This is a genomic window from Streptomyces sp. NPDC059695 (assembly GCF_042733785.1).
Taxonomy (GTDB): Bacteria; Actinomycetota; Actinomycetes; order Streptomycetales; family Streptomycetaceae; genus Streptomyces.
This window is the reverse complement of record NZ_JBHWFF010000005.1, coordinates 52,812-66,035: the sequence shown is the minus strand read 5'-3', so window position 1 is coordinate 66,035 and position 13,224 is coordinate 52,812. Positions and strand designations below refer to the sequence as shown.

At 74.1% G+C, this 13,224-nt stretch carries 11 protein-coding genes; 4 read left to right on the top strand and 7 right to left on the bottom strand.

All coding sequences use genetic code 11. The features are described 5' to 3' along the window. Positions 1 to 126 precede the first annotated feature (126 nt). Positions 127 to 897 (bottom strand): S1 family peptidase, encoded by a 771-nt coding sequence (locus ACFV2S_RS08245; protein ID WP_385555736.1) that lies wholly within the window; start codon positions 895 to 897, stop codon positions 127 to 129. A 203-nt stretch (positions 898 to 1,100) separates the two neighbouring features. Here ACFV2S_RS08245 and ACFV2S_RS08240 point away from each other — a divergent pair, with 203 nt between their 5' ends. Beyond that, positions 1,101 to 1,985, top strand: a complete 885-nt coding sequence (locus tag ACFV2S_RS08240; RefSeq protein WP_385555388.1) for a hypothetical protein — start codon at positions 1,101 to 1,103, stop codon at positions 1,983 to 1,985. Positions 1,986 to 2,028: 43 nt separating this feature from the next. Here the strand turns inward: ACFV2S_RS08240 and ACFV2S_RS08235 are convergent, their stop codons facing one another. After that, positions 2,029 to 2,247: a hypothetical protein gene (locus ACFV2S_RS08235; RefSeq protein ID WP_385555386.1), complete on the bottom strand. Its 219-nt coding sequence runs from the start codon at positions 2,245 to 2,247 to the stop codon at positions 2,029 to 2,031. Positions 2,248 to 2,467: 220 nt separating this feature from the next. Between ACFV2S_RS08235 and ACFV2S_RS08230 the strand changes: the two genes are divergently transcribed. Further along, positions 2,468 to 6,055, top strand: coding sequence for an NACHT domain-containing protein (locus ACFV2S_RS08230; protein ID WP_385555384.1), 3,588 nt, complete (start codon positions 2,468 to 2,470; stop codon positions 6,053 to 6,055). 54 nt (positions 6,056 to 6,109) lie between these two features. Further along, complete coding sequence (locus ACFV2S_RS08225) at positions 6,110 to 7,579, top strand: ankyrin repeat domain-containing protein (protein WP_385555382.1); 1,470 nt, start codon at positions 6,110 to 6,112, stop codon at positions 7,577 to 7,579. A gap of 112 nt (positions 7,580 to 7,691) precedes the next feature. Here ACFV2S_RS08225 and ACFV2S_RS08220 read toward each other — a convergent pair whose 3' ends face one another. Continuing rightward, positions 7,692 to 8,117 (bottom strand): ribonuclease, encoded by a 426-nt coding sequence (locus ACFV2S_RS08220; protein ID WP_385555380.1) that lies wholly within the window; start codon positions 8,115 to 8,117, stop codon positions 7,692 to 7,694. Positions 8,118 to 8,615: 498 nt separating this feature from the next. Between ACFV2S_RS08220 and ACFV2S_RS08215 the strand changes: the two genes are divergently transcribed. Next, on the top strand, positions 8,616 to 9,518 hold the full coding sequence (locus ACFV2S_RS08215) for a tyrosine-protein phosphatase (protein WP_385555378.1): 903 nt from the start codon (positions 8,616 to 8,618) through the stop codon (positions 9,516 to 9,518). On the opposite strand, the gene ACFV2S_RS08210 is transcribed toward ACFV2S_RS08215, so the two are convergent. The 4 genes from ACFV2S_RS08210 to ACFV2S_RS08195 form a co-directional block, all read right to left on the bottom strand. Next, positions 9,443 to 11,182, bottom strand: a complete 1,740-nt coding sequence (locus ACFV2S_RS08210; protein WP_385555376.1) for a DEAD/DEAH box helicase — start codon at positions 11,180 to 11,182, stop codon at positions 9,443 to 9,445. The genes ACFV2S_RS08215 and ACFV2S_RS08210 overlap by 76 nt on opposite strands. A 189-nt stretch (positions 11,183 to 11,371) precedes the next feature. Next, positions 11,372 to 12,010 (bottom strand): TetR/AcrR family transcriptional regulator, encoded by a 639-nt coding sequence (locus ACFV2S_RS08205; protein WP_383794353.1) that lies wholly within the window; start codon positions 12,008 to 12,010, stop codon positions 11,372 to 11,374. 73 nt (positions 12,011 to 12,083) lie between these two features. Further along, positions 12,084 to 12,593: a pyridoxamine 5'-phosphate oxidase family protein gene (locus tag ACFV2S_RS08200; RefSeq protein ID WP_385555374.1), complete on the bottom strand. Its 510-nt coding sequence runs from the start codon at positions 12,591 to 12,593 to the stop codon at positions 12,084 to 12,086. An 89-nt stretch (positions 12,594 to 12,682) separates the two neighbouring features. Beyond that, positions 12,683 to 13,063: a VOC family protein gene (locus ACFV2S_RS08195; RefSeq protein WP_385555372.1), complete on the bottom strand. Its 381-nt coding sequence runs from the start codon at positions 13,061 to 13,063 to the stop codon at positions 12,683 to 12,685. Positions 13,064 to 13,224 lie beyond the last annotated feature (161 nt).

Sequence of the window (13,224 nt, the reverse complement as noted above, 5' to 3'; positions counted from 1 at the left end):
CGAGGCGCCGTCCGCAGCGGAGCCGGACGTCGTCCGAGACGGCGGGGTGCCCCGGAGCCGAGGCCGCTCCGGGGCACGTGGGGGGTGGTGCGCCGCCGTGGGACGGCGCACCCTTCCGGGGGTCCGCTACAGCGTGGCGGCCGCGGAGGTGATGGCGGCGGCGAAGGTCGAGACCTCCGTGTAGACGCCGGGGTAGCCGGCGCGGGCGCAGCCCTCGCCCCAGCTCACGATGCCGACCTGGATCCAGGCGCCGTTGTTGTCCTTGCGGAACATCGGGCCGCCGGAGTCGCCCTGGCAGGTGTCGACGCCGCCCTGGCTGTAGCCGGCGCAGATCTCCTCGGCCGGGACGAGGTCGCTGCCGTAGGAGGTCTGGCAGGAGGCGTCCGAGACGAAGGGGACGTTCGCCTTGAGCAGGTAGCGCTGCTGTGCGCCGCCTTCGCGGGCGGCGCCCCAGCCGGCCACGGTGAAGGTGCCGCTGTTGTAGGCGGTGGTGTCGGCGATCTTCAGGTTGGGCACCGAGGTGATCGGGTTGGCGAGCTTGATCAGGGCCCAGTCCTTGCCCTGGCCGTTGTAGCCGGGGGCCTGGAGGACCTTGGTCGACTTGACCTTGACGGCGCTGCCGGACTGGAGGTCCACGACTCCGGCGGTGGCGGTGATGCTGGTGTTGTTGCCGGAGCCGCTCACACAGTGGGCGGCGGTGAGGACGACCTGAGGGCTGATCAGGGAGCCGCCACAGCCCATGGAGAGCCTGACCATCCAGGGGAACTCGCCCTGGGCGGCGCGGGTGCCTCCGACGACGGGGGCCGGGGCGGCGGAGGCGGTGGTGGTGGGCTGGAGGGAGACGGCCGCCAGGACGACGGCGCCGGCCGCTGCCAGCTTCTGGAGGGCACGGACCATGCGGTTCTGCTTCACGTGTCTTCCTTCTCTCGTGGGGGGTCGGTCTCGACGGGCCGTGCCGGGTGGGCGGGGACCCACCGCAATGACATGCGCTCGTCAAGGCATGTCCGGATTATGGACAGCGCTCAACTGCCGCCACAAGAAAGCCTTTTCGGCCAGATCCGGTGGAGGGACCGTACAGTGGAACCGAGGGGGGATCCGGCATGCCGAACCGTCATGAGGCCGACCGTGTCATCCACGGCTTTCCGCACCGCGCCACGGTGCGGGCCTCGCTCACCGCGCTCTACCGCCGCCTCTCCCCCGACGGAGTGGACCGCTACCCGTCCAGCGTGACCGCCGACGACGTCGCCCTCGGCGACGACGAGGACCTCCACCTCGGCACCCAGCGGGTGGCCGGCGCCCTCGTCCGGCACCTGCGGCTGCCCGAGGCGCGCATCGTGGTGAGCTTCCGGCCGATGGAGTACGCGGCGGCCGTCGAGCTCACGGCGGGCCCGGAGTACTTCGTGGAGCTCAACGACCGCTTCCGGACCCGCCGCCGGGACATCGGCGCGGCCCTCGCCCACGAGATCACCCACGTGCTGCTGCACCGGCTCGGCCTCGGCTTCCCCTCCACCGCCGAGAACGAGGTCCTCACCGATGTGACCACGGCCTACCTGGGCGCCGGCTGGCTGCTGCTCGACGCCTACCGGCGGGACGGCGTCGAGAGCCAGAAGCTCGGCTATCTGACGCCGGAGGAGTTCGGCTACGTCCTCGCCAAGCGGGCCGCGGTCTTCGGCGAGGACCCCTCGCCGTGGTTCACCAGCGCGGTGGCGTACGAGGCGTGGGTACGGGGCCGGGCGGAGGCCGCACGCGAGCGGACCGCGCCCCCGCTGGCCGCGGCGGGCTGGGCCGAGCGGCGCCGGTACGGCTGGGAGCGGCGCCGGGGCAGGGCCGCCGAGGACGCCCCGTACGCCTTCGAGGGCGGCGCGCCGGCCACCGGCGTCTCCTTCCCCTGCCCGGTCTGCCTCCAACGCCTGAGGGTCCCCGCCGGACGGTCACTGCGGGCCCGCTGCGGGGTCTGCGGGTCGGTCCTGGAGTGCGCGACGTGAGGGACGCCCCGCCTTCGGAGCGCCCCTCGTCCGTGACATCCGGTCAGAACGGGTAGATCCGCCGCACCGCCTTCAGAAGGGTGTTCATGGTGCTGCGGGCCGCGGAGCGGCGGTAGGCGTGGCGCGACCAGATCGTCGGCAGGACGACTCCGGCGAACACCATCAAGGCGGCGGCGAGCACCAGCAGGCCGACGGGGCCGAGGACGTGGAGACCCTCGGTGAGGAAGGAAACGGTGGGCTCGGGTCGGGGACCGGCGGGCATCGGGCACTCCATTCGTCGGGGCGGCACTCGGGAACGGGGGGTACGCTCCAGCGCCCCGCGCGCTGCCGGTGCGACCCGGGCGAAAGTGATCCAAGCCCTGACGCCGCCGCAGGCCGCGGCATACCCTGAGGCCCGGAATCCGGGGCGCCCCGGGGGGATCCGGGGCGACCGGGCCGCGGCGCGGGCCCCGTCGTCGTGTTCCGAGGGGCAGGGGGCTTCGATGGACCGCGGGAACGAGGCTCAACGACAATTCGCCGACTGGCTGCGCGAGGTGCACAGGGCCGCTGGCAAGCCCAGTGCGGACCGGCTGGCGACCAGCAGCCGCGTGTCCGGCGGGCGTACGGGCCACGCCCTCAGCAGCACCAAGGTGGGCCGCCTACTGAACGCGGACTTCGTCAGAGCTCCCGAATGGGAGTCCGTGACCGCCTTCCTGGACGCCTGCGTCCGGTGCGCACCCGCTTCCGCCCCGGTGCCCCGCGCGCTGGTGGAGAGCGGGCTGTGGCGGAGCCGCCACGACCGTCTGGTGCACGTGCTGGAAGCGGGCGGGGGCACCGGCGGCCGGAACCGCGGGAAGGACGAACCCGCCCTCGCACACGCGGTGGAGACCTACGCGCGCCGGGTCCGCGAGTCGTACGCACGGCTCGATCTGGAGGTGCTGACCCCTGACAACGACCAGAGCGTGCAGCAGCATGTCGAACTGCGCGAGGTCTTCATCGTCCCGACCGTGCGGGCCGACCCCCCGCCGGTGGAACTGTCCCGCGAACTCATGGCGAAGCTCCTCGCGGGCCAGGAGCTCGTGGCCGGCGGCGAGCTCCCGCCCGGCCTCGACCTCGACCGGCTCGACGAACTGGTCGAGCAGTACCGTCAACGGCCTTCGGAACACGTCCTGGACGTCCTCGCCCGGGAGGAGAACCGCCGCGTCGTCCTGCTGGGCGATCCCGGGGCGGGCAAGTCCACCCTCGCGCACTACCTCGCACTGGCCCTCACCGGCGCCCCCGCCCCCGGCGGACACCTGACGCCCCTCTCGGGGAGTGTGCCGCTCGTCATCGAGCTCAGGCAGTACGCGCAGCCCGCCTGGCGTCAGAAGACGTTCGAGGAGTTCCTCGTCCACCTGTACGCCACCGAGGGGATGGCACTCCCCGAGCCCGTCCTGTCGCGGCTCCTCGGGGAGGGCCGCGTCCTGATGGTCTTCGACGGACTCGACGAGATCTTCGACCCCGAGTTCAGGGCGGAGACGGCCCGCCGGATCGCCGGTTTCACCGCCCGCCACCAGCGCTGCCGCGTCGTCGTCACGTCACGCGTCGTCGGCTACCAGCGGCAGTCCCTCGATGGGGCGGGCTTCGGCCACTACATGATCCAGGACCTGGACACGCCCAGGATCCACTCCTTCGCACGGAAGTGGTTCACCACGGCGTGCCCCGAGCAGCCGGCCCTCGCACAGCAGCTCTTCACCCGCTTCAAGGACGCCGTGGCCCATTCGGCGTCCGTGCGGGAGCTGGCCGGAAACCCCCTCCTGCTGACCATCCTCGCCATCCTTGGCCGCCGCCAGACCCTCCCCCGCGATCGGCACGGGGTGTACCAGCACGCCGTCACGGTGCTCGTCGCCCGCTGGGATCGGGACGCCAAGCACCTCACGACCCATCTGTCGGGCGCGGTCGCCGACGCCCTCGACACCCTGGGGCAGGGCGAGCGCCTGGAGATGCTCAGGCTGCTCGCCCGCAGGATGCAGGAGGGGGCCGGCGGGATCTCGGGCAACTATGTGCCGGAGGGCGACATCGAGGACGTCTTCCGCCAGTACCTGCAGCTCTGCGACATTCCGCCGGGCGTCGCACGCCGAGCGGCCCGCGCCATGGTCCAGCAGCTGCGGGAACGCAACTTCATCCTCGCCCGCTACGGAGGCGGTGCCTGGGGCTTCGTCCACCGCACGTTCCTGGAGTACCTCGCCGCGGCAGACATCGTGCACCGCTACGAACACGAACGCGAGTGGACCCCTGAGGCCCTAGTCGGCGACGTCCTCCTGCCCCGGGCACGGGACACGACCTGGCACGAGGTGATCCTGCTGCTGGCCGGCCAGCTGCGCGAGCGCGACACCGGGACGCTGGTGGACGGCCTCGTCCAGGCGGCCGTCGGCGCCCCGGTCGAGTGGCTCACCCTGGCGCTCCGCACGCTGGCCGAGGTGAAGAAGATCGGTGTGCTCGGCACCCAGAGCACCACGGTGATCGACGGGATCACCCGCCGCCTCGGGCTGGAGGGTGTCGAGGGGGACGGCTACCCCGATTGGTGGATTGTGGGTTTCCAGGTGGAGAGCCTCGCCCCGGCCCTGGCCTCCTTCAGCGAGCACTGGGTGGGGCGCGAGCGCTACCTGACGTGGTTTCACGTGTGGGGCCAGTTCCTGAGCGATCCCACTTCGACCGAACTCGCCTGTGCCCTGCAGCGGGACGTCACGGCTGTCATCGCCTACACGGGCGCGGGGTCGGTCATGGGCCGTACCGCCGCCCTCTCCGCCCTCGGCAAGAGGTGGCCCGACGACCCCCTCGCCCTGGAAACGATCAAGAGCCTCGCCCTCCACGACGAGGATGCCCACGTACGGAGCAGCGCGCTGCTCGCCCTTGCCTCCATGACGGTCGACGGCGAACGGGCCGAGGAACTGCGGACGTTCGTACAAGACCGTGCCTTGCGGGAGCCCGCGCCAGGACCCCGAAAAGAAGCGCTGGCCCTTCTGCCGGCCATGTACCCCGACGAACGCAGTCTGCGTTTCCTTGAGGAGCGCGCTGTGCACGACCGGTTCGACGCGGTGCGCGCCCACGCCGAGCACCTCGTGGACGTCATGCGGGGGCCGGAAGGCGACAACGCCGATGCGACCGTCGTGCCCTCTCCCACCTGGTACCGGCGCGAGCTCGCGCGGCTCGGCCTCGGCGCGGAGGAGACCCCCGAAGGCGAGGCGGAGGCGGCGCTGACCGCCTGGCGGTCCGGGCACTACGTCCCCCTGATCGACCTCGTGAGCTCGTTTCGCCCGCCCCTAGTCACAGAGAGCCTGGTACTCCGGCTGCGCAGCCGTCCGGACGAGCTCCGCATGCTGATGCACGACGTCCGGCACCTGTCCGAGAGGGCCCTCACGAGCCGGTTCGGACCCGATGGTCCGCCGATGCGCCAACCCGGCCGCCTGAGCGCGCTCAGGCTGCGCAGCGCCGCATTGTCGGCCGTCGCTCTCGTCCCCGGAGAGGACACGCGCGACTTTCTCGTCGCCTGTGTGCAGGGGCGCATGGCCCACACCCTCCGCGCGGAGGCGGCCACCCACCTCGCCAAGGCGCGGAGCGACGATCCTTCGGTGGCCGCTCTGCTGCTCGACCTCGCACGGCACGGCCGACAGCCCTCCGTCCGTCTCGCCGTCCTCCGGACGCTTGCGCGGGACCGCTCACACGAAGCCGCCGTCCGCGAGACCCTGTACCAGTGCGCCGCAACGGACCCTGACGACACCGTCCGGCTGTTCGCCCTGCGCTGGACGGCTCAGTGGTGGCCGGACCATCCCGAGTGGGAGGCCCTCTTCGTCACCGACGCCGGAAGCCGCGAGCCCGCCGAACGTCTCCTGAAGCTCAAGGCGCTCGCCTCGGGCGGGCACGAGGCCGAGCTCGACCGCCTGCTCGCCCTGGAACCTGACGCGGACATCCGGAAACGGATGCGGCGGGTCCGCCTCCTTCAGAGGTTTCCCGAACGGGCGAGCCGTGCCGTGTTCCACCGACGTCTGCTGAACGGCTTCGCCCGGCTGGTGAAGGCCCGGAGCGGTTCCGGCGCCGGGCCCGGCGGCTGACCGCGCGCGGCAATGGATTTGCGCCACGTGCCGACGGCGCGTCAGGGTCGGGGCATGAGCACGTTGTTCGACGCCATCCGGGACGGGGACGAGGACGGGGCCGTGCGCGTCCTGCGGGGCGGGGCCGACCCCGAGGGACGGGAGGACGGGGAGACCGCGCTGTACCGGGCCGCCGTCGGCGACGAGGCCGGGATCGTGCGGGTGCTGCTCGCCGCCGGTGCCGACCCCTCCCGGGGCAGCGGCGAGGACGGCGGCGACCTCCCGCTGTGCGGGGCCGCCTGCGGCGGGCACAGCGAGGTGGTGCGCGCGCTGCTCGCGGCGGGCGCGCGGGCCGACCAGGAGGAGGCGTACGGCTTCACCGCCCTCGCCTGGGCCCTCCGTCTCGGCCACGCCGGCACGGCCCGGGTCCTCCTGGAGCACGGCGCCGACCCCGACCGGCCCGGACCGGACGGGCTGCTCCCGCTCGTCGCCGCCGCCCGGCGCGGCTCGACCGGCTGCGTGCGGGCGCTCCTCGACCACGGGGCGCGGTCCGGGGAGGCGGCGCTGCGGGAGGCCCGGCGGTGGATCGGCGCCGACATCGCGGCCGAGCTGCGGCGCGGGCTCGTCGCCGGGAACGAGGGCGGGCAGACGTACGAGGCGGCCGTGCGCCGGGTCCGGGAGGACGGCGGCATCACGGTCGTCGTCGAGCTGCTGCGCGAGGACGGGGCGCCCGGGCGCGGCGACGACCGCCAGACCGGTCACGCGGCGATCTCCACGCTCCTGGAGGCCTCGCTCGGGCTGCGGACCGGTCCCGAGGAGCTCGCGGCGCGGGCGCTGCGCTGCGGCGACCCCGAGCTCGACGACTGGACGACGGCGGTGGCCGAACTGGCGGGCCGCGCCGACGAGGAGACCTTCACGGCGGCGGCCGGATGGTGCGCCTACCGCGATCCGCTGCGCCGTGCGCTCGGGGCGCGGGTGCTCGGGGTGCTGCCCGGCTTCGGCCCGAGCGCCGTGCCGGTCCTGCGGCGCCTGGTGGCGGAGGCCGTGCCCCCGGCGCGGGAGCCGCTGCTCTCGGCGGTCCTGGCGCTCGGGGAGTGCGGGGACGCGTCGGCCGTGCCCGAGCTGCTCGGGGCGGCGGGGCATCCCGACGCGGTGGTGCGCCGGGCGGTCGCGGCGGCGCTCGCCGGGATCGTGCCGGCCGGGCACGTCGAGGCGCTCGGGGTGCTGTTCGCGCTGAGCCGGGACGGCGACGCCCGGGTGCGGGACTGGGCGACGCTGGCGCTCGCCGAGCTGCCCGACGACACTCCGCTCGTACGGGAGGGGCTCGCGGAGCGGCTCGGCGACACCGACCCGGAGACCGCGGCCGAGGCGGCGCGCGGTCTGGCCATCCGTCAGGATCCGCGCGCCGTGGACGCGCTGGCGTCGATCCTGGCGGACGGGGAGGCGGACGGCGCGGCGCGCGAGACGGCGCTCGCCGCCCTGGAGCACGTCCACGACCCGCGGGTCAGGACGCGCCTGGAGTGGACGACCCCGCGCCGGGGCTGAGGCCCGTCCGTCGGATCGGGCCGGGCGCCGCGAGCCCGGCCCGACGCGCGGGACGGGGCTGCGGAGCCCCGTCCCGAGGACCGGGGCGGGGCCGCGCCCGCGCCGCCTGCGGTCAGCAGGTGTGGTCGACGAGGTCGAACGTGGCGTAGTGGTCGGAGGTGTAGTAGTCCTCGTCCGCCGCGCTCCCGGTCACGATCCGGCGGGCGCCGCGGGTGGGGACGCCCGGGGTCTTGACCGTGTACTCGTGGTAGTAGCCGGAGGCGTGGGCGGGCAGGACGCCTTCCCGGTTCTGGAAGACGACGCCGTCCTGGCTGTACGGGAAGGGCCCGCCCGCGTCGATCAGCCGCAGCGTGTCGTGGGCCTGGCTGGGCAGGTCCGAGAGGCAGATGTCCCCGACGGACGCGATCGCCGCGAACGGGGACGCGACGGCGGCGGGCGCGGGGGCCGGTGCGGCGGTGGCGGGGGCGCCGAGGAGGAGGGAGGACAGGAGGGCGGTGGCGACACCGCCGGCGAGGGTGAATCGAGGGGGGATTCGCATGGCAGCGATGATGATGCGCGTAGATCCCCGTCGGGAACCCCGACGGCCCTCAATTCCCCGGACGTTAACCGCATCCTCCCCGACGTGAGGATCCCGTGGACGTGCGCCCGTCGAGCCCCGGCCGGAGAAGCCCGCCCGCCCTTCGGCGACCGGGCGCGCGAGCCGCGCGAGCCGCACGTGCTCCGCGAGGGGTTCGCCACCGGGGAGCCGGCGACGATCACCCGCCTCCTGACGGGCGCGACCGCGCGCCGGGCGCGCCGCCCTCCAGCGCCGCACGGAGCAGCCGGGAGCGGCCCGCGCGCGCCGGGTGCCGCACACCCCTCCCCCTCGACCCGTTCCGGCTGCTACGTTCCTTGCCGCCAGGTCACCTAACTAACGTTTGATGGAAGAGTGGCCGCGCGTTCCGCGGGCCCGTCCGCCCACGGCTGTCCCACCCGAGTCCGTCAGCCGTACGGCCCTGTGCGCCGTACGTCCGTCAGTCCGTAAGGGAGTCCAGCCATGCCCCTGTCCCGCCGCGCACTGCTCACCACCACCGGTGCCGCCGCCCTGCTCTCGGCCCTGCCCGCCGAAGCGAGCGCCCGTCCCCGCCCCCGCTCCGCGAACGCCATCCGGCAGATCCCGCTCCAGGGCGCGGTCAACGTCCGCGATCTCGGCGGCTACGTCACCCACGACGGCGCCCGGGTCCGGCACGGCCTCGCCTACCGGAGCGACCACCTCGCCAAGCTCACCGACGCCGACCTCACCACCCTCGCCGGGCTCGGCCTCGGCACCGTGGTCGACCTGCGGATCCCGCTGGAGGTCCAGAACGACGGCGCCGACCGGCTGCCCGCCGGCCCGGTCCGCGTCGCCCGGCCCGTCACCGACAACGGTCTCTTCGGGCAGCTGATGGCGGCGATCGGCTCCCGCGACCCGGTCCGGCAGGAGGAGATGCTCGGCGGCGGGCGGGCAGCCGCCTTCATGCGCGAGGTGTACCGGACCTTCGTCACCGACGCGGCCAACCGGGCCGCCCTCGCGGCCACCCTGCGGGACCTGGCCGACCGCCGCCGGGGGCCGCTGCTCCTGCACTGCACCTCCGGCAAGGACCGCACCGGCTGGACGAGCTATCTCCTGCTCACCCTGCTCGGGGTGCCCGAGGGCTCCGCCCGCGCGGACTACCTGGCCTCCAACACCTTCCGCGCCGCGTACGACGCGCGGGTGCGGGAGGGCCTGAAGCAGGGCGGGCTCATGCAGAACCCGGAGCTGATCGTGCCGCTCCAGGAGGTGCGGACGGAGTACCTGGACACCGCCCTCGGCCAGGTCCGCACCTCCTACGGCAGCCTCTTCCGTTACGTGTCGGTCGGCCTCGGCCTGGAGCTGCGGGAGCTCGTGGCGCTGCGCGAACGGCTGGTGCCGGGCGCCTGACGCCCGCCCCTGCCGCCGCCGGCCGCCGCACCGCGGCCGGCGCCCGCACCGGAGCCCGCGCCCCGGCCCGCACCGGACCCGCGGCCCGAAGCGGCCGCGGCGCCGGAACCCCGGCCCGTGCCCGTCGCGGCGCCGGCGCCCCGGCCGGCGGACGGGGCGGACCCGCGGCCGCCGGACGTGCCGGTGCCGGGGCCCGAGCCCGGTGCGGCCGTGCCCGTACCGCCGCTTCCCGCTCCGGAGCCGGAGGGACGGCGACGGCGGCGGCCGCCGGACGTGCCGCCGCCGGCTCCCGCCGGCTTGCGCGGCGGGGTCGGCTGCGGGGTCTCGATGACGACGGGGACGCCCGAGGGCTCCCGGGCGCCGGTGAGCTCGACGAGCTCCTCGTCGCTGGACTTGATCTGCGCCGTCCGGGGGCTGATGCCCGCGTTCGACATCAGCCGGCCCATGTCCCGCTTCTGCTCGGGCAGGACCAGCGTGAAGACGCTGCCGGACTCGCCGGCGCGGGCCGTGCGGCCGCCCCGGTGCAGGTAGTCCTTGTGGTCGATCGGCGGGTCGACGTTCACGACCATGTCGAGGTCGTCGACGTGGATGCCGCGCGCCGCCACGTTCGTCGCGACGAGCGCCGTGACCTGGCCGGTCTTGAACTGGTCCAGGGTCCGGTTGCGCTGCGGCTGCGAACGGCCGCCGTGCAGGCCGGAGGCCCGGACGCCGTTGGCGAGGAGCCGCTTGACCATCCGGTCCACGGACCGCTTGGTGTCCATGAAGAGGATCGTCCGGCCGTCGCGGGCCGCGATCCGCAGCGTGACGGCCTTCTTGTCGGTCTCGTCGGCCACGTACAGGAGGTGGTGCTCCATCGTGGTCACGGCGCCGGCCGAGGGGTCGACCGAGTGCACGACCGGGTCGTCGAGGAACATCTTGACCAGCCGGTCGATGTTCCGGTCGAGGGTCGCGGAGAACAGCAGCCGCTGCCCGCCCGGCTCGACCTGCTTGAGCAGCTTCGTGACCTGCGGCAGGAAGCCCATGTCGGCCATCTGGTCGGCCTCGTCGAGGACCGTGACGGCGACCTGGTCCAGGCGGCAGTCACCGCGCTCGATGAGGTCGTGGAGCCGCCCGGGCGTGGCGATGAGGACCTCGGCGCCGCGCCGCAGGGACGAGGACTGCCGGGAGATCGACATGCCGCCGACGACCGTGGTGATCCGCAGCCGCAGCGCGGAGGCGTACGGCGTGAGGGCGTCGGTCACCTGCTGGGCGAGCTCGCGGGTCGGCACCAGCACCAGCGCGAGGGGCGCGGTCGGCTCGGCGCGGCGGCCCGCGGTGCGGGCGAGGAGCGCGAGCCCGAAGGCGAGGGTCTTGCCGGAGCCGGTGCGCCCCCGGCCGAGGACGTCGCGCCCGGCGATCGAGTTCGGCAGGGTCGCGGCCTGGATCGGGAAGGGCTCGGTGACGCCCTGCTCGGTGAGCGTCCGCAGCAGCGCGGCCGGCATGTCCAGGTCCTCGAAGGAGGCCACGGCCGGCAGCGCGGGCGTCACCGTCTCCGGCGGAGTGAACTCCTGCGGCGGCGGGGGCGCGGCGGGACGACGGCCGCCGCGGGGGCCCTTCGGCTGGGACGTGGACTTCGCCTGGGCGGTGCGGGGGCCTCGCCTCTGGGGACGTTCGGAGCGGGTCATTCGTGCCTTCCTGGCCGGTGCGCGGCACAGCCGGGGCCCGCACCTGCGCGATGCGGGCCCCGGCTGTTCTACCCGGAACACGAGATACGGGCCCCGGCTGTCTCTCCCGGAACACGCGATACGGCCCCGGCTGTCTCCCGGAAAACGCGATACGGATCCCGGATGTCTCTACCGGAACAATAGTGCGCCTCAGGACCTTCCCGCCCCGGCCCCCCGATCCCCGGACGGCCCGGACGCCCCCGGACCGCGTACGGCGATCCCGTCCAGGACCATGGACAGGTACTGGCGTGCGATCTCCTCGGGGCTGTGGTGTCCGCCCGGCCGGTACCAGGACGCGGCGACCCAGACCGTGTCGCGGACGAAGCGGTAGGTGAGGCGGACGTCGAGGTCGGCGCGGAAGACCCCGGCGGCGACTCCGCGCTCCAGGGTGCCCAGCCAGGCCTTCTCGAACCTGCGCTGCGACTCGGTCAGGTAGCCGAAGCGGGGCAGGTCGACGAGGTGCAGGGACTCCTTCTGGTAGATGGCGACGGCGGCGCGGTGCCGGTCGATCTCCCGGAAGGACTCGGTGACGAGGGCCTCGATCGTCTCGCGGGGGCCGAGCCCGGCGTCGAGGACGGCGTCGTACCCCTCCCACAGTTCGTTCAGGAAGGTGGCGAGGATCTCGTCGAGCATCGACTCCTTGGAGTCGAAGTGGTAGTAGAGGCTGCCCGCGAGCATCCCGGCGGCGTCCGCGATCTTGCGGACGGTGGTGGCGCTGTATCCCTGGGCGGCGAAGACCTCGGCCGCCGTGTCGAGGAGCTCACGGCGCCGCTCGGGCCCCCCGCCCATCTGGGTCTTCTTCTTGCTTGCTGTGTTCGGCACGTGCCCATTCTGGTCCCACCCGCGCCGGCCCGGTCAGGGGTCAGGCGTCCTCGCGGGGCGGGCTGTCGTCGTTGCCGCGCCGGATCGTCCGTGGCGGACGTCCCGGCGCCCAGCTGCGGAAGACGATCTCCTCGCCCTCCACCCAGGTCCGTACGACCTCGGTCGGCTCCACCCGGAAGAGATGGAAGGGCTGCGGCCCGCCCGTCGCGGCCGCGTACCGGTCCAGTGCCGCCGGGTCGGTGATCTCGACGGCCCGCCCGGAGATCCGGACGTCGCCGCCGCCCATGTCGGTGCCGGGTCCCGGGTTCGCGAGCAGCGAGAACCGGGGGTCGCGGCGCAGGTCGAGGGCCTTGCGGGAGCTCGGCATCATGCCGAACCAGAGCTCTCCGTCCCGGAAGTCGGCCTCGATGCCGCTGAGGCGGGGCGAGCCGTCCTTCCGCAGGGTGGCGAGGGCGTGGTGGGTGTACTGGCCGAAGCGCTCCCGCACGGTCGCGGCGAAGTCGGGCTCGGCGGCCTCGAAGGCGGGCCAGGTGGTTCCGGTGTCTCCCATGGCTCCAGGAAACACCGGATACCCGACATCCACGGTCCGGATTACTCCGGATGTCCACGGACCGGCAGGGCCGGCTCCGAACGGCCCCGTCAGGAGGTGGCCGCGCGCTCCGCCGCGCTGCGCTCCACGCAGAACTCGTTGCCCTCCGGGTCCGCCAGGGTCGCCCAGCCGGTGCCGTCCGCGTTCCGGCGGTCGTCGAGGAGCGTGGCGCCGAGGCCGAGCAGCCGCTCGACCTCCTCGTCGCGGGTGCGGTCCTGCGGCTGGAGGTCGAGGTGGACGCGGTTCTTCACCGCCTTCGGCTCGGGGACCTGGATGAAGAGGAGGCCCGCGCCGGCCGACTCGACGAGCGCCTCCTCGTCCCCCGGCCCGTCGTCGTCGGAGACCTTGGAGTCGAGGGCCTTCGCCCAGAAGGTCGCCAGGGCGTAGGCGTCGGCGCAGTCGATGGTCACGTGTCGCACGAGAGAACTCATGGCCTCATGATCGCCCTCGGCCGGGACCGGTTCCACCGGTTTCCGCGTGGTCAGTCGGCGGCGGCGAGCCGCCTGCCCTGGCGGGGGGGCTCCGCGGGGGGGGGGGCGGTGTGGCGGTGGCCGTGGCGGTGGGGGGTTGGGTGGGGGTCGGGGGGCAGAGC